The 25,679-nt window shown below is 60.7% G+C and carries 26 protein-coding genes and 2 tRNA genes; 11 read left to right on the forward strand and 17 right to left on the reverse strand.

Annotated elements, in window-relative coordinates:
- The first annotated feature begins 51 nt into the window (after window positions 1–51).
- Window positions 52–657, forward strand: a complete 606-nt coding sequence (locus tag NPS47_RS12930; RefSeq protein ID WP_274295312.1) for a D-Ala-D-Ala carboxypeptidase family metallohydrolase — start codon at window positions 52–54, stop codon at window positions 655–657.
- Here NPS47_RS12930 and NPS47_RS12935 read toward each other — a convergent pair.
- Window positions 645–1,523: a LysR substrate-binding domain-containing protein gene (locus tag NPS47_RS12935; RefSeq protein ID WP_274295313.1), complete on the reverse strand. Its 879-nt coding sequence runs from the start codon at window positions 1,521–1,523 to the stop codon at window positions 645–647. The two genes, NPS47_RS12930 and NPS47_RS12935, sit on opposite strands and share 13 nt — an antisense overlap.
- Window positions 1,524–1,670: 147 nt before the next feature.
- On the opposite strand from NPS47_RS12935, the gene NPS47_RS12940 reads away from it, so the two are divergent.
- A complete protein-coding gene (locus NPS47_RS12940; protein ID WP_274295314.1) occupies window positions 1,671–2,288 on the forward strand; it encodes a LysE family translocator in 618 nt (205 codons plus the stop codon).
- Between the two features lie 41 nt (window positions 2,289–2,329).
- Complete coding sequence (locus NPS47_RS12945) at window positions 2,330–3,280, forward strand: FecR family protein (protein ID WP_274295315.1); 951 nt, start codon at window positions 2,330–2,332, stop codon at window positions 3,278–3,280.
- A gap of 60 nt (window positions 3,281–3,340) precedes the next feature.
- Here NPS47_RS12945 and NPS47_RS12950 read toward each other — a convergent pair.
- Window positions 3,341–3,417 (reverse strand) — tRNA-Met (locus NPS47_RS12950).
- Between the two features lie 130 nt (window positions 3,418–3,547).
- Window positions 3,548–3,742 (reverse strand): hypothetical protein, encoded by a 195-nt coding sequence (locus tag NPS47_RS12955; protein ID WP_274295316.1) that lies wholly within the window; start codon window positions 3,740–3,742, stop codon window positions 3,548–3,550.
- A gap of 250 nt (window positions 3,743–3,992) precedes the next feature.
- On the opposite strand from NPS47_RS12955, the gene NPS47_RS12960 reads away from it, so the two are divergent.
- The gene (locus tag NPS47_RS12960; protein ID WP_274295317.1) at window positions 3,993–5,210 is read left to right on the forward strand and encodes an MFS transporter; all 1,218 of its coding nucleotides are present in this window, start codon (window positions 3,993–3,995) and stop codon (window positions 5,208–5,210) included.
- On the opposite strand, the gene NPS47_RS12965 is transcribed toward NPS47_RS12960, so the two are convergent.
- Together NPS47_RS12965 and NPS47_RS12970 are read right to left on the reverse strand one after the other, a co-directional pair.
- The gene (locus tag NPS47_RS12965; RefSeq protein WP_274295318.1) at window positions 5,172–6,110 is read right to left on the reverse strand and encodes a LysR family transcriptional regulator; all 939 of its coding nucleotides are present in this window, start codon (window positions 6,108–6,110) and stop codon (window positions 5,172–5,174) included. The two genes, NPS47_RS12960 and NPS47_RS12965, sit on opposite strands and share 39 nt — an antisense overlap.
- Before the next feature lie 101 nt (window positions 6,111–6,211).
- Window positions 6,212–7,438: an MFS transporter gene (locus NPS47_RS12970; protein WP_274295319.1), complete on the reverse strand. Its 1,227-nt coding sequence runs from the start codon at window positions 7,436–7,438 to the stop codon at window positions 6,212–6,214.
- Between the two features lie 464 nt (window positions 7,439–7,902).
- On the opposite strand from NPS47_RS12970, the gene NPS47_RS12975 reads away from it, so the two are divergent.
- Window positions 7,903–9,060, forward strand: coding sequence for an MFS transporter (locus tag NPS47_RS12975; protein WP_274295320.1), 1,158 nt, complete (start codon window positions 7,903–7,905; stop codon window positions 9,058–9,060).
- Window positions 9,061–9,111: 51 nt separating this feature from the next.
- Here NPS47_RS12975 and ppk2 read toward each other — a convergent pair whose 3' ends face one another.
- The 9 genes from ppk2 to NPS47_RS13020 all read right to left on the reverse strand — a co-directional run bounded on the left by ppk2 (window position 9,112) and on the right by NPS47_RS13020 (window position 16,889).
- Complete coding sequence (ppk2, locus tag NPS47_RS12980) at window positions 9,112–9,921, reverse strand: polyphosphate kinase 2 (RefSeq protein WP_274295321.1); 810 nt, start codon at window positions 9,919–9,921, stop codon at window positions 9,112–9,114.
- 153 nt (window positions 9,922–10,074) lie between these two features.
- Window positions 10,075–11,175: a redox-regulated ATPase YchF gene (gene ychF, locus NPS47_RS12985; protein ID WP_274295322.1), complete on the reverse strand. Its 1,101-nt coding sequence runs from the start codon at window positions 11,173–11,175 to the stop codon at window positions 10,075–10,077.
- A gap of 21 nt (window positions 11,176–11,196) precedes the next feature.
- A complete protein-coding gene (gene pth, locus NPS47_RS12990) occupies window positions 11,197–11,781 on the reverse strand; it encodes an aminoacyl-tRNA hydrolase (protein ID WP_038614756.1) in 585 nt (194 codons plus the stop codon).
- Window positions 11,782–11,855: 74 nt separating this feature from the next.
- Complete coding sequence (locus NPS47_RS12995) at window positions 11,856–12,455, reverse strand: 50S ribosomal protein L25/general stress protein Ctc (protein ID WP_274295323.1); 600 nt, start codon at window positions 12,453–12,455, stop codon at window positions 11,856–11,858.
- 138 nt (window positions 12,456–12,593) lie between these two features.
- Window positions 12,594–13,535, reverse strand: coding sequence for a ribose-phosphate pyrophosphokinase (locus NPS47_RS13000; protein ID WP_009405962.1), 942 nt, complete (start codon window positions 13,533–13,535; stop codon window positions 12,594–12,596).
- 48 nt (window positions 13,536–13,583) lie between these two features.
- Window positions 13,584–13,658, reverse strand: a tRNA-Gln gene (locus NPS47_RS13005).
- Between the two features lie 34 nt (window positions 13,659–13,692).
- The gene (gene ispE / locus NPS47_RS13010) at window positions 13,693–14,538 is read right to left on the reverse strand and encodes a 4-(cytidine 5'-diphospho)-2-C-methyl-D-erythritol kinase (RefSeq protein ID WP_274295324.1); all 846 of its coding nucleotides are present in this window, start codon (window positions 14,536–14,538) and stop codon (window positions 13,693–13,695) included.
- A gap of 1 nt (window position 14,539) precedes the next feature.
- Window positions 14,540–15,157, reverse strand: a complete 618-nt coding sequence (gene lolB, locus NPS47_RS13015; RefSeq protein ID WP_274295325.1) for a lipoprotein insertase outer membrane protein LolB — start codon at window positions 15,155–15,157, stop codon at window positions 14,540–14,542.
- 4 nt (window positions 15,158–15,161) lie between these two features.
- Window positions 15,162–16,889, reverse strand: a complete 1,728-nt coding sequence (locus tag NPS47_RS13020) for a tetratricopeptide repeat protein (RefSeq protein ID WP_274295326.1) — start codon at window positions 16,887–16,889, stop codon at window positions 15,162–15,164.
- Between the two features lie 176 nt (window positions 16,890–17,065).
- Between NPS47_RS13020 and hemA the strand changes: the two genes are divergently transcribed.
- From hemA to NPS47_RS13050, 6 genes are all read left to right on the forward strand, one after another.
- On the forward strand, window positions 17,066–18,343 hold the full coding sequence (gene hemA / locus NPS47_RS13025) for a glutamyl-tRNA reductase (protein ID WP_274295327.1): 1,278 nt from the start codon (window positions 17,066–17,068) through the stop codon (window positions 18,341–18,343).
- Entirely contained in the window at window positions 18,340–19,422 is a 1,083-nt protein-coding gene (gene prfA / locus NPS47_RS13030) for a peptide chain release factor 1 (protein WP_038614744.1), read from the forward strand. Before hemA ends, prfA begins: the two co-directional genes overlap by 4 nt.
- Window positions 19,423–20,253 (forward strand): peptide chain release factor N(5)-glutamine methyltransferase, encoded by an 831-nt coding sequence (gene prmC, locus NPS47_RS13035; RefSeq protein WP_274295328.1) that lies wholly within the window; start codon window positions 19,423–19,425, stop codon window positions 20,251–20,253.
- The gene (locus NPS47_RS13040; RefSeq protein ID WP_274295329.1) at window positions 20,247–21,002 is read left to right on the forward strand and encodes a molybdopterin-synthase adenylyltransferase MoeB; all 756 of its coding nucleotides are present in this window, start codon (window positions 20,247–20,249) and stop codon (window positions 21,000–21,002) included. The genes prmC and NPS47_RS13040 overlap by 7 nt, the downstream gene beginning before the upstream one ends.
- Window positions 20,995–21,795 carry a glutamate racemase gene (gene murI, locus NPS47_RS13045; protein ID WP_274295330.1) on the forward strand — a complete coding sequence of 267 codons (801 nt, stop codon included), beginning with the start codon at window positions 20,995–20,997 and terminating at the stop codon, window positions 21,793–21,795. The genes NPS47_RS13040 and murI overlap by 8 nt, the downstream gene beginning before the upstream one ends.
- A 117-nt stretch (window positions 21,796–21,912) precedes the next feature.
- The gene (locus NPS47_RS13050) at window positions 21,913–22,431 is read left to right on the forward strand and encodes an acyloxyacyl hydrolase (RefSeq protein ID WP_274295331.1); all 519 of its coding nucleotides are present in this window, start codon (window positions 21,913–21,915) and stop codon (window positions 22,429–22,431) included.
- Between the two features lie 38 nt (window positions 22,432–22,469).
- Here NPS47_RS13050 and NPS47_RS13055 read toward each other — a convergent pair whose 3' ends face one another.
- From NPS47_RS13055 to NPS47_RS13065, 3 genes are read right to left on the reverse strand one after another with little or no spacing between them, the layout of a single operon-like run.
- Window positions 22,470–23,174, reverse strand: coding sequence for an SDR family NAD(P)-dependent oxidoreductase (locus tag NPS47_RS13055; RefSeq protein ID WP_274295332.1), 705 nt, complete (start codon window positions 23,172–23,174; stop codon window positions 22,470–22,472).
- Complete coding sequence (gene phrB, locus NPS47_RS13060) at window positions 23,167–24,612, reverse strand: deoxyribodipyrimidine photo-lyase (RefSeq protein WP_274295333.1); 1,446 nt, start codon at window positions 24,610–24,612, stop codon at window positions 23,167–23,169. The genes NPS47_RS13055 and phrB overlap by 8 nt, the downstream gene beginning before the upstream one ends.
- A gap of 9 nt (window positions 24,613–24,621) precedes the next feature.
- The gene (locus tag NPS47_RS13065) at window positions 24,622–25,590 is read right to left on the reverse strand and encodes a YbgA family protein (protein ID WP_274295334.1); all 969 of its coding nucleotides are present in this window, start codon (window positions 25,588–25,590) and stop codon (window positions 24,622–24,624) included.
- Window positions 25,591–25,679 lie beyond the last annotated feature (89 nt).

The following is a 25,679-nucleotide window of genomic DNA, read 5'->3' on the forward strand; positions in this document are numbered from 1 at the left end:
CGCCCATGCTTAACTCCTTGTGATGCTTAGAACAGCCAAGGAGTGGGACAAATGGCCTCATGGCGCACAATCGGGCTCTTGCTGACACTGCTGTGCAGCGCTCATTCGCACGCCGATGAGCGCGACCTTTACATGTTTGCCCAGTGGGCTGGCGACCATGAAACCCGGACCTTTCGCCAGATGCTGGTGGATGCACGCCTGTATGGCGTGGTGCCGATTTCTCAGCTGCTGCGTTCGGCCAGTGACTGGCGCCTGTGCTTGTCGCAGCCCTTTGCGGTGGCGCCAGCCGCGCAGTGGCCGTCAGTACGGTCGACCCTTCAGTTGCTCAAGACCCTGGGTGACCAGGGCCTGTTGCAGCGTTATGAAGTGGTTTCGGCCTACCGCGATCCGCGTCTCAACCGCTGTGCTGGCGGCGCCGTAAACAGCGCGCACACCCGGGCGTTTGCGGTTGATGTGATCCTGCCGTCCTGGGCCGATCCCAATCCGTTGTGCCAATTCTGGCAGGCCCGGGGCAAGGCCTGGAACATGGGCCTGGGCCGTTACCCATCAGGGCGCATTCATATCGACACGGCGGGCTTTCGCACCTGGGGCGGGGACTTCAGTGCTGGCTCGTCTTTCTGTGCCTTGCCAGCGGCCGATCAGCCTCAAAGCAAATGAGCCAGGCAGGCTTGCACCTGTGCGCTGACCCACTGGGCGAAACGTTGGCATTTGTCGTCGTCGGCCATTGTTTGCAGGCACAGCAGGTAGTACGCCGATTGATCCTGGACGAAGCTGCGCGGCGCTTGCAACTGGCCGCTATCGATCTCGTCCTGAACCATCAGGAATGAAGCCATGGCCACACCCAGGCCAGCCACGGCAGCCTGGATGCACAGATAAAAATGTTCGTAATCGGCGCGACTGCTGCCCTTGATTGATTCGCCTGTCACACGCAACCAGGTGTTCCAGGCACTGGGTCGTGATGCACTGTGCAGCAAGCGCAGGCCCTCCAGGCCCTGGTCCGGTATGGCCAGGTGGGTGCTGCTCACCGGGCCTACCCATTCATCGCAGATTTTTACGGCGTGCAGATCGGCTTCCCAGCGAAAGTCATCGCGGCGCAACGCCAGATCAACGCCGCTGCGGGCGAAATCGACAGGGCCACCAGCCGCCACCAGATGCAGGTGGATATCGGGATGGGCGGCGTGAAAGGCCGGTAGCCTCGGGATCAGCCATTTCATCGCGATGGTAGGCTCGCAGGACAGCACCAGCACGTTCTCCCGCGCCTGTTGCTGCAGTCGATGTACCGCGCCCTGTAGTTGCTCGAAGACTGACAGGGTGGTGCCGTGCAAGGCACGACCGGCCGGGGTAAGGAAGATGGCGCGATTGCGCCGCTCGAACAACTCGACCCCCAAAGACTCTTCCAGCAGGCGCACCTGGCGGCTCACGGCGCCATGGGTGACGTTCAGCAGTTCGGCGGCGCGCACGAAGCTCTGGGTCTGGGCGGCGACGTCGAAATAGCGAAAGGCGGAGAGGGCGGGAAGTTTCATATGTGTGAGGAAAACTAGCGGATTTAACGCACTATAAATCGTTTTTTGTCGTTTACGAAGCTTTCGATAATGGCGGTGTGCAGGGCGTTATCGCGGGGCAAGCCCGCTCCCACCTGTGCAATTTCCTAGCAGATCGAGGCGTTTTTCGTGAATGAACTCATTGCCGTTGCTGTGTTCACCGTCCTGGCGGTGATCAGCCCGGGCGCAGACTTTGCCATGGTCACCCGCAGCAGTTATGCCTTTGGCCGCCGCGCCGGTCTGTCAGCAGCGCTGGGCATCGCCCTGGGCGTGCAGGTGCATGTGCTGTACACGGTGCTTGGCATTGCCCTGATCATCAGCCAGACCCCGTCATTGTTTCTGGCAATGAAAGTGCTGGGGGCGGGCTATCTGATCTACCTGGGTTACAAGTCGTTGACCAACACCACGCGGATCTCCCTCGACGGCGGTGCTGCTTCCAGCCAGCTCGGCGTGTGCGCAGCCTTTCGCTCGGGATTTCTGACCAATGTCCTCAATCCCAAGACCATGCTGTTCGTGGTCAGTGCCTACACTCAGGTAGTGCAACCGGGCAGCTCGCTGGCGACCAGTCTTGGTTATGGTCTGTTCATGTCTGTGGCCCATTGGCTGTGGTTCAGCCTGGTCGCGCTGTTCTTTTCCTCGGCATCCTTGCGCCGGGTCATGCTGGATCGGCAGTTGCTGGTCGATCGGGTGATCGGTGTGGCCCTGATTGGCCTGGGGCTGGCGGTGGTGCTGGCCAACGTGCGCTGAGGGGCAGGAATCCTTCATGCGTCTGCTCGGTGCCGGTGCCTATGAACAATTCACCTTCTGCACAAGTGCTGCAAGAGGCGGCCGAATGGCTGGTGCGCCTGGATGGCGAAGTCGGCGCTGCCGAGCGCAATGCCTTTCGCGACTGGCTCGACGCCGACCCTGAGCATCTGCAGGCAATCGAGTGTCTGCAGAGCAGGATGGCGACGCTGCGCGATTTGCCGCGGGAGCCGGCGCGGGTGGCCCTCGAGAGTATTGCCCGACGGCGTGCCGTCCGGCAGCCGATCAAGGCGCTGGCGCTGGCCGCGTTGCTGCTGTTGCCGATCGGTTTGGCGTTGCAGCAGTTTCCGCCGTCCTACCTGTTTGCCGACATTCGCACCGGCAGTGGCCAATGGAGCACCCGACAGCTACCCGATGGCAGCCGTATCAGCCTGGATGGAAGCAGCGCCGTTGATCTGCAGTTCGATGGGCAGCGCCGCACGCTGCGCCTGGTGCAAGGGGAAATACGGGTGGAGGTGGCCAACGATGCCCGACCCTTCCTGGTACTGACCGAGCACGGCAGTGTGCGGGCGCAGGGCAGCCGTTTTGTCGTAGAGCAACTGCCTGACTCCAGTCGGCTGGCGATGATTGAGTCGGCCAGTGAAGTCGACAGTGCCGGCAAGCGCGTAACGGTTCGGGCCGGACAGACGTTGCGCTTCGATGTGGCGGGGGCGGGGGCGCTGCAGTCTATCGACATTGCTGAGGTTGAGCAGGCCTGGGAGCAGCATCAACTGCTGGCGCGCGAACAGCCCCTGGATCAGGTGCTTGAGCGCCTGGCGCGCAATCATCGGGGTTACTTGCTGTATGACGCCAAAGACCTGCAATTGCTGCGGGTCACCGCCGTGCTACCCGCCGATGACAGTCAGCGGGCACTGCGCCTGTTGGCGCGCAGCTTGCCGATCAGGATCGAGCATTACACACCCTTGATCACGCGCGTGTCTCTTGAGCGGCCTTGAAGTCTAAAATACACAAGGCAAAAAAAGGGCCTACCTTGCGGTAAGCCCTTTTTCGGTACTTGGTGGCTACACAGGGACTTGAACCCCGGACCCCAGCATTATGAATGCTATGCTCTAACCAACTGAGCTATGTAGCCAAGTGGCGCGCATTATTCGCTTTAAACGGATACCTGTCAACACTCTTTTTTAAAAAAATTCATCGTGCGATCAACTGCTTAGCGGACAGGTAGCTCAGCAGCCCGCTACGTGGTGTGGCAGCAGTGCAAATCAGCGGACGATGATCAATTGCCCAGCCAGTTCGTGGGCGCGCAACTGCTGAGCGCTGGCCAGGGTATCGAAGGTGCCGGCGGCCTGGTCGAGGTTGAAGTCACCAATGACCAGGCGCCGCCCAGCCGGGTCATCGAGCAGTAGCAGGCGGCTGCCCTCCACTTTGCCCTTGAGCAGGACCACTATTGCGGTCACGACCTCGGCTGACCGAGAAACGCGTGCCCAGCACCTGAATCCGGGCGCCGTTGACTTCGACTACAAAGGGGCGGCCATCATGGATCACATTGAGAAACCCCTGGCGCACCGGCCCGCGCAGGTCGACGTCCACCGCGCTGGCGCTGTCGAGCGTCAGTTTCGGTCGAAATCACGTTCGTCGAAAAGAATAGTGCGCTTGCTAACGAATTCTGGATAATTGGATCCCAACCACCGGATGGAAGACCTTGTCATGGCTGTAAGCAGTGCCTCGTCCATTTCGCCCGCCAGCACCACGACTGCCCAGAGCAGCCCGCTGGTCATGCGGATCATCGCCGCTTGCGCCCTGGCGCACCTGATCAACGACCTGATCCAGGCGGTGCTGCCGTCGATCTATCCGATGCTAAAGGCCAACTACGGGCTGAGTTTTGCCCAGGTGGGGATGATCACCCTGACCTTTCAGATCACCGCCTCACTGCTGCAGCCCTGGGTGGGTTTCTACACCGATCGCAAGCCGATGCCCAACCTGTTGCCGCTGGGCACGCTGTGCACCCTGGTGGGGATCGTCATGCTGGCGTACGTCGGCAGCTTTCCGATGATTCTGCTGGCAGCGGCGTTGGTCGGCATCGGCTCTTCGACCTTCCACCCGGAGACCTCGCGCATTGCCCGGCTGGCTTCGGGCGGGCGCTTCGGCTTGGCGCAGTCGACTTTTCAGGTCGGTGGTAATGCCGGCTCTGCGTTTGGTCCTCTGCTGGCGGCGGCGATCATCATTCCGTTCGGCCAGGGCAATGTCGCCTGGTTCGGTCTGTTCGCGGTATTCGCGGTACTGGTGACCTATGTGCTGAGCCGCTGGTACCGCGAGCACCTGAACCTGTTCAAGGCCAAGGCCGGTCAGGCGGCCACTCACGGCCTGTCGCGCGGGCGAGTGACCGGTGCGTTGGTGGTGCTCGGGCTGCTGGTGTTCTCCAAGTACTTTTACATGTCCAGCCTTACCAGTTACTTCACCTTCTACCTGATCGAGAAGTTCGACGTGTCGGTGGCCAGTTCGCAGTTGCACCTGTTCCTGTTCCTCGGTGCGGTGGCCGCCGGGACGTTCTTCGGCGGGCCGATCGGTGACCGCATCGGCCGCAAGGCGGTGATCTGGTTCTCGATCCTCGGCGTGGCGCCGTTCACCCTGTTGCTGCCTTACGCGGACCTGTTCTGGACCAGCGTCCTGAGCGTGATCATCGGCTTTATCCTGGCGTCGGCGTTCTCGGCCATCGTGGTTTATGCCCAGGAACTGGTACCCGGCAATGTCGGCATGATCGCCGGGATTTTCTTTGGTCTGATGTTCGGTTTTGGCGGTATCGGCGCGGCATTGCTCGGCTACCTGGCCGACCTCAAGGGCATCGAGTACGTCTACAGCCTGTGCTCGTACTTGCCGCTGTTCGGTCTACTGGCGATCCTGTTGCCGTCCACTGGAAAGCGCTGAAGGCAGGTGACAAGCGAGGAACTTCGACAAGGCATCGACTTTTGGAAGGAGCTGACGGCTGCGTGGCCAGACCAGGCTGATGGGTAACCCGGCGGTAGACAGTTGCGGAAGGATCTCCACCAGTTCACCACGTTGCAGTTCTTCGCTGATCATCCAGGTGGCCAGCTGCGCAATGCCGTAGCCGCCTTTGACCGCTTGAACCTGTGCTTCGCCACTACCGAGGACGATTCTGCCGTTCATGGCCCGACGCTCTATCTGCCGCTCGGGCCCGGCGAAGAGCCAAGGGCTGATACTGCCGTCCGCCCGTCCATACATCACATGGTCATGCTGATCGAGGTCCTGGCTGGTGATGATCGTGGCGTGCTGGCGCAAGTAGTGCGGTGCCGCGCAGAGGATCAAGCGTTCCTGGCCTATAGGCAGGTGTGCGAGCAGGTCCGGGAGTTGATCAATGCTGCCGATTCGCACGGCCAGATCGATGCCTTCTTCAATGACATCGACGAAGCGATCGGTGAACGAGGTATGTAATCGTAGCCGTGGGTTGTTTTCGGTGAAATTGAGCAGGAGCGGTAGCACATGTTGGCGACCGAACGTCACCGGGACATCGACACGCAAGCGTCCTGCAGGCTCCTTGCGTTCGGCGGCCAGGACGCTCTGGGCTTCTTCGAGTTCGGCCAGGATCCGGCTGCAGGTGAGGTAGAACGCATCGCCCGCAGCGGTCAGGTTGAGGCTGCGTGTGGTGCGCTCGAACAAGCGTGTTCCCAGCCGGGCCTCCAGGCGTGCGATCCCTTTGCTGACCGCAGATGTTGTCAGGTGGAGCTGGATGGCGGCGGCGGTGAAGCTGCCGGAATCTGCTGCTGCTACAAAAACTTCGATGCCTTTGAGGTGCTCTGTAAGCCTCATTGTCGATCCTTGAATGGCTCGTCGATGTACTTCGGGGCGGGCATCATCTCGTGGAATGCTGATCCGCTCCAGCCGCACAGTGAGGCGCGGGGGGAGGGGCATCAGTGCGGGTCGGTAGCGGTTGCGGCTAGTGTCAACGGCACTTGTCTGCTCCGCGCCATTGCAACGGCCATCAGCACCGCAAGCAAGGCAATGCCGGCCGCGACATAGCCAATGCTGGCGAGCCCGCCCAGTTCAATGCTGTAGCCTCCGATGATCGCCCCGAGGCCGATACCGGCATTGGCGGCCGAGACGTTCAATGTGCCGGCCAGTGCCTGAGCGTGGGTGGCTGCCTTCATGACACGTACCTGGCAGACCGGATACAGCGCGGTGTAGGCGATACCCCATACCGTCAATGCCACCGCGAGCCAGAGGTAGGAGCTTGCCAGCGGGATGGTGATCGCCATGCCGATAGCCAGGATCAGCACGAAGGCAGCGGTAGCGCCCAGTGGATTGCGATCGACGAAGTGGCCACCCAGCCAGTTGCCGAGCAGTCCGATTGCACCAAAGCCCATCAGCCACCAACCGACAGCTACCGGCTCGATACCCGCCAGGCGCTCCAGCAGATCTGCCAGATAGGTATAGGCAGTGAACATCGCGGTAAACACCACAACCGAGAGGATCACATTGGCGACAAAGCGGCGGTCGCCGAGAATGCTCAGTTGCTTGAGAAAGCCCGTACGCTGCGGACGCGCCAGTCTGGGCATGAACACTGCCAGCAGCACGGTCATGACCAGCGACAGTACCGCCAGCCCCCAGAATGCGCCACGCCAGCCAATCATGTTGGCTGCGACCGTGCCCAGCGGAATGCCGAACAAGGTGGCGGCAGCAATCCCCAGATAGACTTGAGAGACCGCACGCCCGGCACGTTCGGGGCCAACCAGCTGGCTGGCGGTTTCACTTGCCGTTCCCCAGAAAACCGGCAGCAGCAGGGCAGGGATGAAGCGTGCCAGGCTGAGTATCCAGATGTTGGGGGCCAATGCGGCGAGGGCGTTGGATGCCGCGAACACGACCATGATGAAGATAAACAGCCGCTTGCGTTCGATGTGAGCCAACGCCGCGGTCAACGGTGGGCCGAACAACATGACCGTGAACGCAAAGAGGGTGACCAGTTGGCCTGCCGCAGGGATTGAAATTTGCAGATCACGGGCCAGCGCCGGCAGTAATCCGATAATCAGAAACTCGGTGGTCACAATGACGAACGCTGCCACCGCCAGAAGTGCGATGGAGAAGCCGCTGGCGCCGTGGGGGGCGCTAGTGGTCTGGGGATGATTCAATACTTGAGTCATGGACTGGAATCCGACGGACGAAGAGTCCCCATAGGCTATAAAAGATTTATATTCTTATCTTTGATGTGTTTTCTTCCGATTGTTGAATCAAATTCCCTAATAAGTGACTTGCCTCAATCGCTTTTCCAACCATTGCGCTGCACATTGACGCCTGCCGTGTACATCCCCTAGAGTGCGCCTCCCTTTCTGACGGTTGCTGATGCATGAGCCGCTCTTGCAGTTGTTACACGATGCCACCACCCGCTGCCCAGGCCGCGTGGTGCAACTGGCCGTGTGACACGGTACTCAAGCGTCGACGCAGCGTACTGTTCGCCTTCACCTTCTCCCCGCCCGCGTTCGCTCACTGACGCGGTAAAAGCACGCCCGGCATCGCCGCGGTCGAGCTTGCCTGCACCTGAACTCTTTAAGGTCATGTATGAGCTGGCCCAGGACGACTTCGTTCGTGCGCCAGTGGTGGAGTTGTAATGAACAAGCGTTTTCTGGCGGGCCTGTTGTTCGCCGTATCGGTGGTCGGTTTCAGCCTTGGGGCGAGCCTGCCGTTGGTGTCACTGCGTTTGCTTGAAGCAGGTGCCAGCACCTTGCAGATCGGAATCCTCTCAGCCATTCCGGCGGCGGGGATGATGCTCTCGGCGTTCATGGTCGATGCCTGCTGCCGGTACCTGACACGAAGAGTCATCTACCTCCTGTGCTTCGGCCTGTGTGCCTTGAGTATCGGTCTGCTCGAGTGGGCTTTTTCCTCGATCTACCTGCTGGCGCTTTTGCGTTTGGGCCTGGGCATCGGCATGGGCATCGCGATCATTCTTGGCGAGTCCTGGGTCAATGAACTGAGCGAAGAGCGCAACCGCGGCAAGGTCATGGCGCTGTACGCCACTGCGTTCACCGGCTTTCAGATGCTCGGCCCGGCCATGCTGGCGCTGCTCGGTGCGCAGAGCGTCTGGGTGACGGCAGTGGTTACCGCCTGCTATGGCCTGGCGTTGCTGTGTATCGTGCTGACAGTGCCCAACGATCACGTCGAGCATGGCGAGGAGGGCGGCAAGAGCTTCTCCCTGGCGGGCTTTTTCCGCGTCGCGCCGGCGTTGTGCATGGGCGTGCTGTTCTTCTCGTTCTTCGATGCGGTAATTCTGTCGCTGATGCCGGTGTACGCCTCGAGTCACGGTTTTGCCGTGGGAGTGGCGGCCTTGATGGTGACGGTGATCCTCACCGGCGACATGCTGTTTCAGCTGCCCCTGGGCTGGCTGGCGGACCGCAGCGAACGGACCCTGGTGCATCTGGTCTGCGGTGTGGTGGCGATGCTGATTGGCCTGGCCTTGCCCTGGCTGTTGCAGGTGCAGTGGCTGCTGTGGCCGGCGCTGGTGGTGCTGGGGGCGGTTGCCGGTGGGGTCTATACCCTGGCGCTGGTGTTGATCGGCCAGCAGTTCAAGGGGCAGGATCTGGTTACCGCCAATGCCAGTGTCGGGCTGTTGTGGGGCGTTGGCAGCCTGATCGGGCCATTGCTCAGCGGTGCGGCCATGGATGTCGCGCCCCATGGTTTGCCGATGGCGCTGGCGATCATGGCCGCGTTGTTCGTGTGCTTTGCCCGCACTGCCAACCGCAAGGCCAGGCGCCTTGCAGTTGCGGGCTGAGATGAGGCAAGCGTCAGCCCTTGATCAGTGTCGAGGGTGCCGCAATCCTGTTCAGAAACGTTCTGGAATCAGGCGGAACGGGTAGTCGGCACTCTTGTAGCTGCCGATCTTGCCGCGCTTTGGCAGCTTGATCTGTTGCTCGTGGGTAATGTCCTTGTAGGGAACCTGCTTGAGCAGGTGGCTGATGATGTTCAGGCGTACCCGTCGTTTGTCTTCGGAGTGCGCCATGTACCACGGCGCCCAGGAAGAATCGGTAGCGGCAAACATCTCATCGCGGGCGCGGGTGTAGTCGTCCCAGCGGCTGAACGATTTCAGGTCCATGGGCGAGAGCTTCCAGATCTTGCGACCATCGGTGATGCGCTCTTCCAGGCGTCGTTGCTGCTCTTCGGCGCTGACTTCGAGCCAGTACTTGATGACGATGATGCCGGACTCGACCAGCATCTTTTCGAACAGCGGGGTCACCGCCAGGAATTTTTTCGCCTGGTCGTCGGAGCAGAAGCCCATGACCCGCTCGACCCCGGCGCGGTTGTACCAGCTGCGGTCGAAGATCACCACTTCGCCAGCGGAGGGCATGTGCTGAATGTAGCGCTGGGCATAAATCTGGCTCTTTTCCCGCTCGGTCGGTGCCGGCAGTGCGACAACGCGAAATACCCGCGGGCTGACCCGCTCGGTGATGGCCTTGATGGTGCCACCTTTGCCGGCGCCGTCACGCCCCTCGAAAACGATGCAGACTTTCAGGCCCTTGGCCGTCACCCACTGTTGCAGCTTGACCAGTTCGACATGCAGAGATTTGAGTTCTTTTTCGTATTCCTTGCGGGGCAGCTGCTCTGCGTCGCGCGCCTTTGCCTTCTTCTTTGCCATGCGCTGATACCTCGTCAGTAAAAGTGCCTCTGAGTATAGACAGGGCGGGCGTGGAGGGGCCTGACGCGGCTCAATGGAAAAGAAAAACCCCTTGAGGCGGATAGCCTCAAGGGGTTTTGTGTTCATCCGGGCCCGGCAGGACCCGCAGACGGCTTAGACGTTAAAGCGGAAGTGCATCACGTCACCGTCCTTGACGATGTAGTCCTTGCCTTCCAGACGCCATTTGCCGGCTTCTTTCGCGCCGCTTTCACCCTTGTACTGGATGAAGTCGTCATAGGCGACCACTTCGGCACGGATGAAGCCTTTCTCGAAGTCGGTGTGGATCACGCCTGCCGCTTGCGGAGCGGTAGCGCCGACACGCACGGTCCAGGCGCGGACTTCCTGAACACCGGCGGTGAAGTAGGTCTGCAGGTTGAGCAGGCCGTAACCTGCGCGAATCACGCGGTTCAGGCCAGGCTCTTCCAGGCCCAGGGCCTCGAGGAACATGTCCTTTTCTTCGCCTTCGTCGAGCTCGGCGATTTCCGCTTCGATCTTGTTGCACACCGGCACGACAACAGCGCCTTCTTCTTCGGCGATGGCGCGCACGACGTCCAGGTGCGGGTTGTTCTCGAAGCCGTCTTCAGCGACGTTGGCGATGTACATCACCGGCTTGCTGGTCAGCAGGTGGAAGCCACGGATCAGTGCCTTCTCGTCGTCCGCCATGCCCTTCATCAGGCTGCGCGCAGGCTTGCCTTCGGTGAAGTGCGGGATCAGTTTTTCGAGGATGGCTTTCTGCGCCAGGGCATCCTTGTCGCCGCCTTTGGCGTTACGCGCAACTTTCTGCAGTTGCTTCTCGCAGCTGTCGAGGTCGGCGAAGATCAGTTCCAGGTCGATGATTTCGATGTCGCGCTTGGGGTCGACACTGTTGGAGACGTGAATCACGTTCTCGTCTTCGAAGCAGCGCACTACGTGGGCGATGGCGTCGGTTTCGCGGATGTTGGCCAGGAACTTGTTGCCCAGGCCTTCACCTTTCGAGGCACCGGCTACCAGGCCGGCGATGTCGACGAATTCCATGGTGGTCGGCAGTACGCGGTTCGGCTTGACGATGGCCGCCAGGGCATCCAGGCGCGCATCAGGCATCGGTACGATGCCGCTGTTCGGCTCGATGGTGCAGAAGGGGAAGTTCTCTGCCGCGATACCGGATTTGGTCAAGGCGTTGAACAGGGTGGACTTGCCGACGTTGGGCAGACCGACGATGCCGCAATTGAAACCCATGGTGAATCCCTCTTCGTGGAGTCAGGCCTTCTGGCTGTGCAGCTCTCTCATCGCACGCGTCCAGTCGCCGGCGAGGATGTCCGGCAGCACGCCGAGGGCAAAATCGATACTGGCGTCCAGCTTTTCCTGTTCGGCGCGCGGCGCCTTGCCCAGGACAAAACCGGAGACCCTGCTGCTGTCACCCGGGTGGCCGATGCCAAGCCGCAGACGGTGAAAGTCTTGGTTGTTGCCGAGCTGCGCAATGATGTCGCGCAGGCCGTTGTGGCCACCGTGGCCGCCGCCTTTCTTGAGCTTGGCGACGCCGGGCGGCAGGTCTAGTTCGTCGTGGGCCACCAGGATGGCATCTGGCGGGATGCGGAAAAAATTCGCCAGTGCAGCAACGGCCTGGCCGCTGCGGTTCATGTAGGTGGTCGGAATCAATAGACGAACGTCTTTGCCCTGATGGCTGAATTTTGCCGTCAGGCCGAAATACTTGCGGTCAGCGGTCAGGTTGACACGCTGGGCGCTGGCAATGCGTTCTACGAAAAGAGCCCCTGCGTTATGCCGGGTCTGTTCGTATTCGGGGCCAGGGTTTCCCAGGCCGACGATCAGTTGGATGGCGGTCACGTCAGGGGCTCTTCCTTGGAGTTGGGGGTTACAGTGCGGGGCACTGTAACCCGATCAACGCCGGCGTGCTGAGATTACTCAGCAGCGCCTTCTGCAGCTTCAGGCGCAACACGCGGAGCGTGAACGTTGGCAACAGCTTTGTCATCACCGTGGGCCAGAGCAACGAACTCAACGCCTTTCGGAGCTTTGAGGTCCGACAGGTGAATGATGGTGCCGACTTCGGCTTTGGCCAGGTCGACTTCGATGAACTCAGGCAGGTCTTTGGCTTCGCAGGAAACTTCGATCTCGGCCACTACGTGGGAGATTTCGCCGCCTTTCTTGACCGGAGCTTCTTCGTTGACGAAGTGCACAGGTACTTTGGCGGTCAGTTTCTGGCCAGCAACAACGCGGACGAAGTCAGCGTGCATGATGAACTGCTTGGCTGGGTGACGCTGCATGGCTTTAACAACGACGTTTTCTTTCTTGCCGTCGATGTTCAGCTCGATAACGTGGCTGAAAGCAGCTTCGTTTTCGAACAGCTTGGCAACTTCTTTAGCCAGCATGGTGATGGAAACTGGCTCTTTGTCACCGCCGTAAACTACAGCAGGAACGGAAGAGGCGAGACGACGCAGGCGGCGGCTCGCACCTTTCCCCAGGTCGGTACGCGCTTGGGCGTTCAGGATGAAATCAGTCATTTTGTATCTCCAAAATAGCCATCTCCCGCAGGCGTTTGCGACCAGCGCCAAACGGGGTGGGCAAAAAAGCCCCGCCCCAACAACAGGTGTTGGGGCGGGGCGCTTTTCGTCAACGAGAGGTTCGCGAGGACAAAGTCCTCAGCGGAACATCGCGCTGATCGATTCTTCGTTGCTGATGCGGCGCACCGCTTCAGCGACAACCGGTGCGATATCCAGTTGACGGATACGGTCACAGGCTTGTGCAGCTGCGGACAACGGGATGGTATTGGTCACCACCAGTTCGTCCAGCACGGAGTTCTCGATATTCTCGATCGCCCGACCCGACAGGACAGGGTGCGTGCAATAGGCGTAAACCTTGGCAGCGCCGTGTTCTTTCAGGGCTTTGGCCGCGTGGCACAGGGTGCCGGCGGTATCGACCATGTCGTCGACGAGAATACAGGTACGTCCTTCGACGTCGCCGATGATATGCATCACTTCGGAGTGATTGGCCTTTTCACGGCGTTTGTCGATGATACCCAGATCGACGCCCAGGGACTTGGCAACCGCACGTGCACGCACGACGCCGCCGATGTCCGGGGACACGATCATGAGGTTCTCGAAACGCTGGTCTTCGATGTCATCCACCAGAACGGGGGAGCCGTAGATGTTATCTACCGGAATATCGAAGAAACCCTGGATCTGGTCAGCGTGCAGGTCGACAGTGAGAACACGGTCGATACCGACGACGGTGAGCATGTCAGCGACGACTTTGGCGCTGATGGCAACACGCGCCGAACGCGGACGGCGATCCTGGCGGGCATATCCGAAGTAAGGAATCACGGCAGTGATTCGGGACGCTGAGGAGCGGCGGAAGGCGTCGGCCATCACTACCAGTTCCATCAGATTATCGTTGGTTGGCGCGCAAGTCGGCTGAATGATGAAAACGTCCTTACCGCGAACATTTTCATTAATCTCAGTGCTGATTTCGCCGTCGGAGAATTTACCGACAGAAACATCACCCAGTGGGATATGCAGCTGACGTACGACACGCCGAGCCAGATCGGGGTTGGCGTTCCCCGTAAAGACCATCATCTTGGACACGCGCAGTACCTGAAGGCTGAGGGTATACCTGGATGAGTATAAGGAAAATGGCAGGGGCGGCTGGATTCGAACCAACGCATGGCAGGATCAAAACCTGCTGCCTTACCGCTTGGCGACGCCCCTGTATCTGTTGCTGCGAGTACCTTGTACTCGATTCCTAGTGCAGGCTTTGAAGCTTGCGATGCAACATCGAAATGTTGCTTCCTTTTGCTACAAACCCTGTTTGGGTATCTGCAAGAAGGGCCAAAACTTTATCAGCTTCAGCTTTGCTTGGGAAGGCCCCAAACACACAACTTCCAGTTCCGGTGAGTCTAGCTTCAGTGAATTTGCTTAACAAATCCAGTGAGTTACGTACTTCTGGGTAACTCTGCTCTACTACCGGTTGGCAGTCATTACGACTGTTTCCCTTGGGAACGGGGCGCATCTTAAGGGGCAAGGAATCACGTGTCAACTGCGGATGTGAAAAAATTTCTGCTGTACTTACAAATACTTGTGGCACCAGCACGACATACCAGGGCTCTTCCGGGTCTGCCGGGGTGAGGATTTCGCCGACACCTTCGGCGAATGCCGCGTGGCCACGAACGAAAACCGGTACGTCAGCGCCCAGGCTCAGGCCCAGTTCTGCCAGCTGATCTTCGCTGCAACCAAGCTGCCACAGGTGATTGAGGCCGAGCAGGGTGGTGGCGGCATCGGAACTGCCACCGCCGATGCCGCCGCCCATGGGCAGGATTTTTTTCAGCCAGATGTCGGCGCCCTGGGTGCAGCCGCTCAGGGCCTGCAGTTTACGGGCGGCCTTGACGATCAGGTTGCTGTCGTGGGGGACGCCTTCGATGTCGCTGTGCAGGCGGATTTCGCCGTCTTCGCGCACGGCGAAAGTCAGTTCATCGCCGTAGTCGAGAAACTGGAAGAGGGTTTCCAGCAGGTGGTAGCCATCGGCGCGGCGCCCAAGAATGTGCAGCATCAGATTGAGTTTGGCCGGGGCCGGCAGGGTCAATCGGGTCATGTCAGTGCCCCAGCTGGCGTGGCTGCCAGTCCTTGACCACCAGGGTCACGTCGATATTTTGCCCGTGCAGTTTGAGGCGCTCGGGCAGCCAGTAGCCGTTCTGCTCGGTGTAGCTCAGGTACTGCACGTCCCAACCATCCTGCTTGAGACTGGCCAGGCGGCTGTCGCTGCCCAGAGTCAACTGGCTCTTGCTGTCCGGTGCAGGCAGGCCGCGGACCCACCAGACCAGGTGCGATACCGGCAATTCCCAGCCGAGCTGTTCTTCGAGCAGGGCCTCCGGGCTTTTTGCTTCGAAACGGCCCTGGTTGGCAACTTCCAGCACGACCCCGCCCGGGCGACCGGTCAGGCGCGCGGCGCCACGGCCCAGCGGGCCGGACAGGCGAATGTCGTAGTAATCCTGGCGCTGCAGCCAGAACAGGGTGCCGCTGCCGGAGTCTTTCGGGGCGCGGATGCCGACCTTGCCGTTGATCTGCCAGCCGTCGAGGGTGCTCAGCTGTTGTTTGTGCTCGCGCCACAATTGTGGGCTGCCCTGGCCCTGGAGGGCTTCACGGGAACCGAAGCCGGCACAACCGGCGAGCAGGGCGATCAGGCTGAAGGTGATGCAGTGGCGCAAAAACATAGGCTTAAAGAGTCTCGGAACCGGTCAGGCGCAAGACGGTCTTGCGCAGGATAGGGCTGTCGGGTTGGGCTTCGATGGCTTTGGCCCAGATCTGGCGTGCTTCGCGGCGCTTGCCGTTGGCCCACAGGACTTCGCCCAGGTGCGCGGCGACTTCGTGATCGGGGAAGCGCTCCAGGGCCTGGCGCAGCAGGCGCTCGGCTTCGTCGAGATTGCCCATGCGGTAGTTGACCCAGCCCAGGCTGTCGAGCACCGCGGGATCGTCGGGGTTGATCTGGTGAGCCTTGTCGATCAGCGCCTTGGCTTCGGCATAACGCGTGGTGCGGTCGGCCAGGGTGTAGCCCAGGGCGTTGAGGGCCATGGCGTTTTCCGGCTCGCGGGCGATGATGCTGCGCAAGTCCTTTTCCATCTGGGCCAGGTCGTTGCGCTTCTCGGCCAGCATGGCACGGGTATACAGCAGGTTGTTGTCGTCAGGGTACTGCTTCAGGGCTTGTTCCAGCACCTGCAGGGCCTGGGCATCCTTGTCGTTGTTGCCCAGTGCTTCGGCTTCGATCAGGTACAGCTGGATGGCGTAGTCCGGCTGAGTGTCGCGGGCCAGCGCCAGGCGGCGTGAGGCTTCTGTGCTGCGACCGTTGGCCACCAGGATGTCGGCCTGGCGCAGTTGGGCTGGCAGGTAGTCGTTCCCCGGACCGACCTGGGCGTATTCGTCCAGGGCCGCTTGCGGCTGGTTGCGTTCTTCATGGATGCGCCCAAGGTTCAGGTGCGCCGAGTCGACGTGACTGTCGCGCTCGATCAGCTCTTGCAGGTAGCCGCTCGCTTCATCCCAGTTCTTGGTTTCCAGGCAGATCAGCGCCAGGGAGTAACGCAGCTCGTCATCATCCGGGTATTGCTCGAGCAGGCTGGCAAACTCGACTTTGGCGTCGTCCAGGCGATCCTGCTCCACCAGCGTGCGGGCGTAGGTCAGGCGCAGACGCTTGTCGTCGGGGTTCTGGCGAATGGTTTTCTGCAGCAAGGGCAGGGCTTCTTCGCCGCGGCCCACGCTTTGCAGCAGGCGCGCGCGCAGCAGCACCGGGGCGATCTCGCCTTCTTCGGGCGGATGTGATTCAAGCAGGTCCAGCGCCGCCTTGGCGTTGCCGTCCTGTTGCAGGAGCAGGGCCTTGCCGAATACCAGCTGGCCATTGTCCGGGTATTTCTGCAGCAGGCGATCGAAGCTCTTCTGCAGGCCGTCGCGGGTGTCCTGGTCGGTTTCGGCGGCCGACAGGGCGAGGAAATCGAAATGGGTGTCGCCTTTGCCCTGCAGCACTTTCTCCATATAGACCATGGAGTCGTCGTAACGGCCAGCGCGTGCCAGCTGGATGGCAGCGGCGCGTTGCGCGTCGAGGTTGTCCGGAGCGTTTTTCGCCCAGATCAGTGCGGTATCCAGGGCCGATTGATCGGCGCCCAGGTATTCGGCGATGCGGTAGGCGCGCTCGGAAATGCCCGGGTCCTGGGTTTTGATGGCCTCGCTGACATAGTTGTCCAGGGCAATGTCGAAGCGATTGCGCTGGCCGGCCAGTTCCGCACTCAACAGGTTGTACACGGTTTCCTGGGTAAACGACCCATAGACCACCGGCTTGTCCGCCGGCTTTTGTGCGGCATCGAGGGCAGGCGCCTGGGCATCCGACGAGTCGGGGGCCAGGGTCTGGCAGCCCTGGAGCAGGGCCAAGGCAAGGAACAACGCGTAGGATCTATTCATAATGAGGATTTGGGCGGCTTACCAGCGGTCGGATCATCATGACACAAGCGCCGGGGCAAACCCATAAGCGAAGGTCTCGGTAGAGGTAGTCTATAGAGACAATAGCGAGCGGTGGTTGTTCTGAAACCTGCGAAGTAGGACAATTATCGGCTTCTCGTCATAATCAGCGACCTTGCATGGCCTTTCTTGCCCTCGGTATCAACCATAAGACTGCCTCGGTAGACGTACGCGAGCGCGTGGCGTTTACCCCTGAGCAGCTGGTGGACGCCTTGCAGCAGCTCTGCCGACGGACCGCCAGCCGTGAGGCGGCGATCCTTTCGACCTGTAACCGCAGCGAACTCTATATAGAGCAGGACCACCTGGCCGCAGAGAGTATTCTGCGCTGGCTGGCTGAATATCATCAGCTGAGCCTGGATGAACTGCGCGCCAGTGCCTACATCCATGAGGATCATGATGCCGTCCGGCACATGATGCGGGTGGCGTCCGGGCTCGACTCGCTGGTGCTTGGCGAGCCGCAGATCCTCGGCCAGATGAAGTCTGCCTACGCCGTGGCGCGCGAGGCCGGGACCATCGGTCCGCTGCTCGGGCGTCTGTTCCAGGCGACCTTCAGTGCCGCCAAACAGGTGCGCACCGATACCGCCATCGGCGAAAACCCGGTGTCGGTGGCCTTTGCCGCGGTCAGCCTGGCCAAGCAGATCTTCAGCGATCTGGGGCGTAGCCAGGCGCTGTTGATCGGCGCTGGCGAAACCATCACCCTGGTGGCGCGACACCTGCATGAGCAGGGCGTACGGCGTATCGTGGTGGCCAACCGTACTCTGGAGCGGGCCAGCACCCTGGCCGAGCAGTTCGGTGCCCATGCGGTGTTGCTGGCGGATATTCCGCAGGAGCTGGTCAACAGCGATATCGTCATCAGTTCCACCGCCAGCCAGTTGCCGATCCTCGGCAAGGGCGCGGTGGAAAGCGCGCTGAAGCAGCGCCGGCACAAGCCGATCTTCATGGTCGATATCGCCGTGCCGCGTGACATCGAGCCAGAAGTTGGCGAGCTGGACGACGTCTACCTGTATACCGTCGATGACTTGCACGATGTGGTCGCCGAGAACCTCAAGAGCCGTCAGGGTGCTGCCCAGGCTGCCGAAGAGCTGGTCTCGGTGGGCGCCGAAGATTTCATGCTGCGCCTGCGCGAACTGGCGGCGGTGGATGTGCTCAAAGCGTACCGTCAGCAGAGCGAACGCCTGCGTGACGAAGAATTGCAAAAGGCCCAGCGTCTGCTGGCCAATGGCGGCAGTGCCGAAGAAGTGCTGGTGCAACTGGCGCGCGGGCTGACCAACAAATTGCTCCATGCACCCAGTGTGCAACTGAAAAAGCTCTCTGCCGAAGGCCGCCTCGATGCGCTGGCCATGGCCCAGGAACTCTTTGCCCTCAATGAGGGTTCGACGGATAAAACCCCGCAATGAAAGCGTCGCTGCTCAATAAGCTGGACACCCTCCAGGACCGTTTCGAGGAATTGACCGCCCTGCTGGGTGATGCTGAAGTCATTTCCGACCAGACCCGCTTTCGCGCCTATTCCCGCGAATATGCCGAAGTCGAGCCCGTGGCGGCGGCCTACGCCCAGTGGCGCAAGGTGCAGGACGACCTGGCCGGTGCCCAGGCACTGCTCAAGGACAGCGACCCCGACCTGCGCGAAATGGCCGTAGAGGAAGTGCGCGAAGCCAAGGAGCAACTGGCCGAACTGGAGAACCAGCTGCAGCGCATGCTGCTGCCCAAAGATCCCAACGACGGGCGCAACGTGTTCCTGGAAATCCGCGCCGGTACCGGCGGTGACGAGGCGGCGATCTTCTCCGGCGACCTGTTCCGCATGTATTCGCGCTACGCCGAACGGCGTGGCTGGCGTCTGGAAATCCTCTCGGAGAACGAGGGGGAGCACGGTGGCTACAAGGAAATCATCGCCCGGGTCGAGGGCGACTATGTCTATGGCAAGCTGAAGTTCGAGTCTGGCGCCCACCGTGTCCAGCGCGTGCCGGAAACCGAATCCCAAGGCCGTATCCACACTTCGGCCTGCACCGTGGCGGTACTGCCCGAGCCCGACGAGCATGTGGCGATCGAGATCAACCCGGCCGACCTGCGCGTGGATACCTACCGTGCCTCCGGCGCGGGTGGTCAGCACATCAACAAAACCGACTCGGCGGTGCGCATCACCCACTTGCCTACCGGTATTGTGGTTGAGTGTCAGGAAGAGCGCTCGCAACACAAGAACCGCGCACGGGCGATGTCCTGGCTGTCGGCCAAGCTCAACGACATGCAGACCAGCGCGGCGCAGAATGCGATTGCCAGCGAACGTAAACTGCTGGTGGGCTCGGGCGACCGTTCCGAGCGGATTCGTACCTACAACTATCCACAGGGCCGGGTCACCGATCACCGTATCAACCTGACCTTGTATTCTCTGGATGATGTGCTGGCCGGTGGCGTGGACGCGGTGATCGAGCCGCTGCTGGCCGAGTATCAGGCTGACCAACTGGCTGCACTGGGTGAGTAAATGACGATTATCGCCAGCCTGCTCCGCGCTGCGGAGCTACCGGATTCGCCTACGGCACGCCTGGATGTCGAGCTGCTGTTGGCGGCCGCCATCGGCAAGTCGCGCAGTTATCTGCATACCTGGCCTGAGCGGATTGTCAGCAGTGAAGCGGCGTTGACCTTCGCCGAGTACCTGCAGCGCCGCCGCAGCGGTGAGCCGGTGGCTTATATTCTGGGTCAGCAAGGGTTCTGGAACCTGGACCTGGAAGTGGCGCCGCATACCTTGATACCGCGTCCGGACACAGAATTGCTGGTCGAGACCGCGCTGGAGCTGTTGCCATTGAGCCCGGTTCGCGTGCTGGACCTGGGCACCGGGACCGGCGCCATTGCCCTGGCCCTGGCCAGTGAGCGGGCGCAGTGGCAGGTCATGGCGGTGGACCGCGTGCTTGAGGCTGTGGCCCTGGCAGAGCGCAACCGCCAGCGCTTGCAACTGAACAATGTCCAGGTGCGCAGCAGCCACTGGTTCGACGCCCTCAAGGGTGAACGCTTCGATCTGATCATCAGCAATCCGCCGTATATCGCCGCCGAAGATCCACACCTGGTGGCGGGTGATGTGCGCTTTGAACCGAGCAGCGCGCTGGTGGCGGGCGCCGATGGCCTGGACGACCTGCGCGTCATCATCAGTCAGGCACCTGCGCACCTGCAGCCGGGTGGCTGGTTGCTGCTCGAGCACGGTTACGATCAGGCTGCCGCGGTGCGCGAGTTGCTGGCGCAGCACGACTTCGAACAAATCGAAAGCCGCATCGATCTTGGCGGTCATGAACGAATCAGCCTGGGGCGACTGTCGTGCTGAGTGATCAGGAACTATTGCGCTACAGCCGGCAGATCCTCCTGGCTCAGGTCGATATCGACGGACAGCTGCGGCTCAAGAACAGCCGGGCATTGATCGTCGGTCTTGGTGGCCTGGGTTCGCCCGTGGCGTTGTACCTGGCGGCGGCGGGGGTTGGTGAACTGCACCTGGCGGATTTCGACACGGTCGATCTGACCAACCTGCAGCGTCAGGTACTGCATGACACTGCATCGGTGGGGATGAGCAAGGTCGACTCGGCGTTGAACCGCTTGCAGGCGATCAACCCTGAAATCCGTCTGGTTGCCCACCGCAACGCCCTCGATGAAGACTCGCTGACGGCCGCTGTGCAAGCGGTCGACCTGGTGCTCGACTGCACCGACAATTTCGCCACCCGCGAGGCGGTCAATGCCACGTGTGTGGCGCAAGGCAAACCTCTGGTCAGTGGCGCGGCGATTCGCCTGGAAGGGCAGCTGTCGGTGTTCGATCCGCGTCGCCCTGAAAGCCCCTGCTACCACTGCCTCTATGGCCATGGCAGCGAAGCCGAGCTGACCTGTAGCGAAGCCGGGGTGGTCGGTCCGCTGGTAGGTCTGGTGGGCAGCCTGCAGGCCCTTGAAGCGCTCAAGCTGCTGGCCGGTTTTGGTGAGCCACTGGTTGGTCGCTTGCTGTTGATTGATGCGCTGGGCAGCCGCTTCCGTGAGTTGCGCGTCAAGCGTGATCCGGGGTGCAGCGTCTGTGGCGGGCGGGATGACTGATCAGGTGGCAGCGCCGATCGGCGTCTTCGATTCCGGTGTCGGTGGTTTGTCGGTGCTGGCAGAAATCCAGCGCTTGCTGCCCAATGAATCTCTGCTGTACGTCGCCGACTGTGGGCACATTCCCTATGGCGAGAAATCGCCTGAATTCATCCGGCAGCGTTGCCGTCTGGTCGCCGAGTTTTTCCGCGAGCACGGCGCCAAGGCCATGGTGCTCGCCTGCAACACGGCCACTGTCGCTGCGGTAGCCGATCTGCGTGAGCACTATCCAGACTGGCCGTTGGTAGGCATGGAGCCTGCGGTAAAGCCTGCTGCGGCTGCCACCCGCAGTGGCGTGGTCGGGGTGCTGGCCACCACTGGCACGCTGCAGAGCGCCAAGTTCGCTGCGCTGCTCGACCGCTTTGCCAACGACGTACAGGTAGTGACTCAGCCATGTCCCGGGCTGGTCGAGTGCATCGAGGCGGGGGATCTGGGCAGTCCGGTCCTGCGTGACCTGCTTCAGGGCTATGTGAATCCTCTGCTCGCAGCGGGCTGCGACACCTTGATTCTGGGGTGCACGCATTACCCTTTCCTCAAGCCACTGCTGGCACAGATGGTGCCGCCATCGATTGCCATTATCGACACCGGTGCTGCCGTCGCCCGCCAGCTGCAACGGCTGCTGGGTGAGCGGCAATTGCTGTCTGATGGCCCAGCGCGTGAGGCACAGTTCTGGACCAGTTCAAGCCCGGAACATTTGCGAAAGATACTTCCAATCTTGTGGAATAAATCTGACAGTGTGCGAAGCTTCACAGTGTAAGAAGTGTGAGGGGCACTGACGATTTCTGTGAACTAACGCCGCCGCGCCGACCTCTATAATTTTGTCCGACGAGACAGAAGAACCAACAATAGCATTAGGAAAAAAAGGACGTTTCTCATGAAGAAACTGCTTTGTTTGGCTGCACTTGCAGCCTTGACCCTGGGGCAATCGTTCACAACTCAAGCGGCAGATGTTTCTTTTTCGGTAGGGCAGACCGGTGAGTCGACCATGACCTATCGCCTGGGTCTGCAATCGAACTGGGATGCCAGTTGGTGGCAAACTAGCGTTGGCCGGATTACCGGTTATTGGGATGCCGGCTACACCTATTGGGACGGAGACGAGACGACAAGTAACCACAGCCTTTCCTTCGCTCCGGTGTTTGTCTACGAGTTTGCTGGCGAGTCAGTCAAACCCTATATCGAGGCAGGTATCGGGGTGGCGGCATTCTCCAGCACCGAAGTTGAAAACAATGGCCTGGGATCGTCTTTCCAGTTCGAAGACCGGATCGGTTTCGGTCTGCGATTCGCCGGTGGCCATGAAGTCGGCGTGCGCGCCATCCACTATTCCAATGGCGGGCTGCAAACACCTAACGATGGTGTGGAAAGCTACGCACTCCACTATCGCATGCCGTTGTAAACCTGCTTCGGCCCTGCACTGATTGCAGGGCTAAAAGGCTACCTGGGCAGCGGCCATAACTCGTGCAGGTGCAGGGCCTCCAGCACCAGGTTGGCAGGGCGATCAGGCAGGCGATTGAGAATGACCTCTGCGGCGGTGAGCGCCGTCCATTGTTCTGGAGCAACCTGCTCCGTCACCAGCGCATCCTTCAAATCCAGTGGCGCAATGATCGTCAGGTCTATGGCCTGAGTGGCGAGGGCGCTACGCTGGCGGTTGAACAACTGTCTCAAGCTGTTGTCCGCGTTTGCCGGCTGCCTGGGGTCGTGTAGCTGCAGTGCTGAGTAGCGGCTGAGGATACCGACGACTTGAGGCGAACGACCACCTTTCAACAGTTGCCAGGCACTATCCAGGCAATGCCGGGTGACGCTGAGGTTGCTGCTGACAATGCCTTCGAAAATACCCGAGGCCGGTGTATCGACGGCCAGGTAGTCGCAAGTTCCAGTATTGATGATCAGGCAGTCGAGTGCGCCCCAGTGATCATTGATCCGGCTGGAAGCTTTTTGCACTTCATGTGGATCGCTCAGATTGCCGTCAAGTAACAGCAAACTTTCAGGATACTCCCGGGACAAGTCTTGCAAGTCTTCACAAGTCCGGCCACTGGCAGCTACCTGTGAGCCCTGTGCCAGTAACCGTTCGACCAGCGCAAGCCCTAGACCGTTACTGGCACCGGTAACCCAGACTCGATTGGCAATGGAGTTATTCAAAAGGTGATTCCTCAACCTGCCGCGTGGACAAATTCTTGAAAGCATTCAAGGCACGTTGGCGACTGCTACCGAGGTCCACAATCGGTTGTGGATACTCATTTGTAACAAATAGTTCTGCTAATGGCACCCCGTTATGAATGTTTTTTTCATCGGCTGTTGCCAGCTCCGGCAACCAGCGCTTGATAAACCAGCCTTGACTGTCGAAACGCCGGGACTGGCTGATCGGATTGAATATCCGGAAGTAAGGCACCGCATCGGTTCCGGTGGAGGCGCTCCACTGCCAGCCACCATTGTTCGCGGCCAGATCGCCATCGATCAGGTGGCGCATGAAGAAGCGCTCGCCTTCGCGCCAGTCGATCAACAGGTTCTTGCTCAGGAACATCGCCACGATCATCCGCAGCCGGTTGTGCATCCAGCCGGTGGCAAGCAGTTGACGCATGGCCGCGTCGATGATCGGAATGCCGGTGCGGCCTTCTTGCCAGGCTTTCAACTCATCGGGCGCATGGCGCCAGGGGAGTGCCTCGGTCTCCTGGCGGAAGGCGCGGTGACGCGACACCCGCGGGTAGCCGTTGAGGATGTGCTTGTAGAACTCACGCCAGATCAGCTCGTTGATCCAGGTCACCAGCCCGCTGTTGCCGCTGTCGAATTCGCCGTGGTTGTGCGCCAGGGCACGCAGCAAGCACTGGCGAGGGGAGATCACGCCCGCCGCGAGATAAGGCGAGAGCTGGCTGGTGCCGGTAACGGCGGGAAAGTCCCGTTGCAGCTGGTAGTCATCAACGGCTTCATCGATAAAGCGCTGCAGACGCTCATGGGCCTCGGTTTCACCGGCCGGCCAGAGATCGCTCAGGCTGGCAGGTGGCACGGCGAAACCTGGCACTTGAGTGGGGACCGCGTCGTTGGCGACCGTTAGCGCAGCCTGGGGTGTTGGCGGCGGCTGCAGGCTGGGCAAGCCAAGGTGCAAGCGTTCGTAGCAGGCTTTGCGAAACTGGCTGAAGACCTGGAAGTAGCCACCGCTACGGGTGAGGATGCTGCCGGGTCTGAACAGCACTTGGTCCAGGTGGCGATGCACGGCAATGCCCGCCTGAGACAGCGACTCGCTGACGGCTTGATCGCGGCGGCTTTCGTTGATGCCGTATTCGTCGTTCAGGTGCAGTTCCCGAATCCGATGCTCGCGGCAGATCTCGAGCAGCACATCAGGGGCCCGGTCCCAGGTGTCGGCTTCGCGCACCAGTAGCGGGATGTTCAGCGTGGCCAGCTGCTCGCTCAGTGCTGCCAGGTTGCGCAACCAGAAGTCGACTTTGCACGGGGCGTCATCATGGCTGTGCCATTGTTGCGCGCTGACCAGCCAGACCGCCAGGGTCGGCCCCTGCGCGCAAGCGGCGGACAGTGCGGTGTTGTCGTGTAGGCGCAGGTCGTTGCGCAGCCAGATCAGTTGCATGGTGTTTGTTCAGATGGCATTGCGCAGACTCAGGCTTTCCGGGTGCGGTTGCAGGTAGACCTGTTGCAGCACGTAAGGGTCGGGGTGGCTGCGCAAGTGATGCTTGAGCAGTGTTAGCGGCACCACCAACGGCACCACACCGTCGTGGTATTGATTGATCAGGTGCCGGATTTCCTGCCTGTCGTCCTGGCTCAGCCCGCTACGCAGGTAGCCGCTCAGGTGCAGCAGTACATTGCTGTGGTTGCCGCGGCTGGCGCAACGGCGCAGGGCCCGCATCAGTTGACTGAAATAGTGGGGGCCAAGCACCTGCGGATCATCGTCGCGGGTCATGCTGCCCAGTAGCTTGCCCAGCACCTTGTATTGATGCGGATTGTTGGCCATCAGTTGGTACTTGTAGCGCGCATGGAAGGCGATCAACGCGCCGCGGCTGAGGCCCTCGGCGAGCAGCCGCTGCCAATCGGCGAAGGCATACACGCGGGTGATGAAATTTTCCCGCAGTACCGGGTCGCACAGACGGCCGTCCTCTTCGACGGGCAAATCCGGGCGTTGCTGGCAAAAGGCAGCGGCATAAAGACCGCGGCCGCCTTCGTGAGCGGGAGAGCCGTTGGCCTTGTAGACCTTGACCCGTTCAAGCCCGCACGACGGAGATTTCTGCATGAATATGTAGCCACAGATGTCCGTGAGGTCCGCAGCCATCTGCTGTCCATAGGCGCGCAGCGGGCCGGACAGGTCCAGCGCCGGATCATGGCTGCCGACTGCTTGTGGGTCAGCGGGATCGCCTATCAGGCGGATGGGCGCGCGTGGCACGCCGAGGCCGATGGCTATTTCCGGGCAGACTGGAATGAAGTCGAAGTACTGACCGAGTACCTCGTTGCAGAGTCGAGAGGCCTTGTGACCGCCGTTGTAGCGAACCTCGGCACCGGTCAGGCAGGCGCTGACCGCGATCCTGGGTTTGCAAGTGGCGTGTGACGCATCCATGGCGAGCTCCGAATATTCCTGTACATAATTAAATTTATGTACAGGAATATCATAGGAGCAAATGTATACGAGTCAATTGCAGTGCATAG

This window comes from Pseudomonas putida (genome assembly GCF_028682475.1).
GTDB classification, from domain to species: Bacteria; Pseudomonadota; Gammaproteobacteria; order Pseudomonadales; family Pseudomonadaceae; genus Aquipseudomonas; species Aquipseudomonas putida_AG.

What these genes read in the sequence shown, in the direction of transcription:
- NPS47_RS12930 (WP_274295312.1), top strand. Translation starts at nt 52, where the DNA reads ATGGCCTCATGGCGCACAATCGGGCTCTTGCTGACACTGCTGTGCAGC.
- NPS47_RS12935 (WP_274295313.1), bottom strand. Translation starts at nt 1,523, where the DNA reads ATGAAACTTCCCGCCCTCTCCGCCTTTCGCTATTTCGACGTCGCCGCC.
- NPS47_RS12945 (WP_274295315.1), top strand. Translation starts at nt 2,330, where the DNA reads ATGAACAATTCACCTTCTGCACAAGTGCTGCAAGAGGCGGCCGAATGG.
- NPS47_RS12960 (WP_274295317.1), top strand. Translation starts at nt 3,993, where the DNA reads ATGGCTGTAAGCAGTGCCTCGTCCATTTCGCCCGCCAGCACCACGACT.
- NPS47_RS12965 (WP_274295318.1), bottom strand. Translation starts at nt 6,110, where the DNA reads ATGAGGCTTACAGAGCACCTCAAAGGCATCGAAGTTTTTGTAGCAGCA.
- NPS47_RS12970 (WP_274295319.1), bottom strand. Translation starts at nt 7,438, where the DNA reads ATGACTCAAGTATTGAATCATCCCCAGACCACTAGCGCCCCCCACGGC.
- NPS47_RS12975 (WP_274295320.1), top strand. Translation starts at nt 7,903, where the DNA reads ATGAACAAGCGTTTTCTGGCGGGCCTGTTGTTCGCCGTATCGGTGGTC.
- ppk2 (WP_274295321.1), bottom strand. Translation starts at nt 9,921, where the DNA reads ATGGCAAAGAAGAAGGCAAAGGCGCGCGACGCAGAGCAGCTGCCCCGC.
- ychF (WP_274295322.1), bottom strand. Translation starts at nt 11,175, where the DNA reads ATGGGTTTCAATTGCGGCATCGTCGGTCTGCCCAACGTCGGCAAGTCC.
- NPS47_RS12995 (WP_274295323.1), bottom strand. Translation starts at nt 12,455, where the DNA reads ATGACTGATTTCATCCTGAACGCCCAAGCGCGTACCGACCTGGGGAAA.
- ispE (WP_274295324.1), bottom strand. Translation starts at nt 14,538, where the DNA reads ATGACCCGATTGACCCTGCCGGCCCCGGCCAAACTCAATCTGATGCTG.
- lolB (WP_274295325.1), bottom strand. Translation starts at nt 15,157, where the DNA reads ATGTTTTTGCGCCACTGCATCACCTTCAGCCTGATCGCCCTGCTCGCC.
- NPS47_RS13020 (WP_274295326.1), bottom strand. Translation starts at nt 16,889, where the DNA reads ATGAATAGATCCTACGCGTTGTTCCTTGCCTTGGCCCTGCTCCAGGGC.
- hemA (WP_274295327.1), top strand. Translation starts at nt 17,066, where the DNA reads ATGGCCTTTCTTGCCCTCGGTATCAACCATAAGACTGCCTCGGTAGAC.
- prfA (WP_038614744.1), top strand. Translation starts at nt 18,340, where the DNA reads ATGAAAGCGTCGCTGCTCAATAAGCTGGACACCCTCCAGGACCGTTTC.
- prmC (WP_274295328.1), top strand. Translation starts at nt 19,423, where the DNA reads ATGACGATTATCGCCAGCCTGCTCCGCGCTGCGGAGCTACCGGATTCG.
- murI (WP_274295330.1), top strand. Translation starts at nt 20,995, where the DNA reads ATGACTGATCAGGTGGCAGCGCCGATCGGCGTCTTCGATTCCGGTGTC.
- NPS47_RS13050 (WP_274295331.1), top strand. Translation starts at nt 21,913, where the DNA reads ATGAAGAAACTGCTTTGTTTGGCTGCACTTGCAGCCTTGACCCTGGGG.
- phrB (WP_274295333.1), bottom strand. Translation starts at nt 24,612, where the DNA reads ATGCAACTGATCTGGCTGCGCAACGACCTGCGCCTACACGACAACACC.
- NPS47_RS13065 (WP_274295334.1), bottom strand. Translation starts at nt 25,590, where the DNA reads ATGGATGCGTCACACGCCACTTGCAAACCCAGGATCGCGGTCAGCGCC.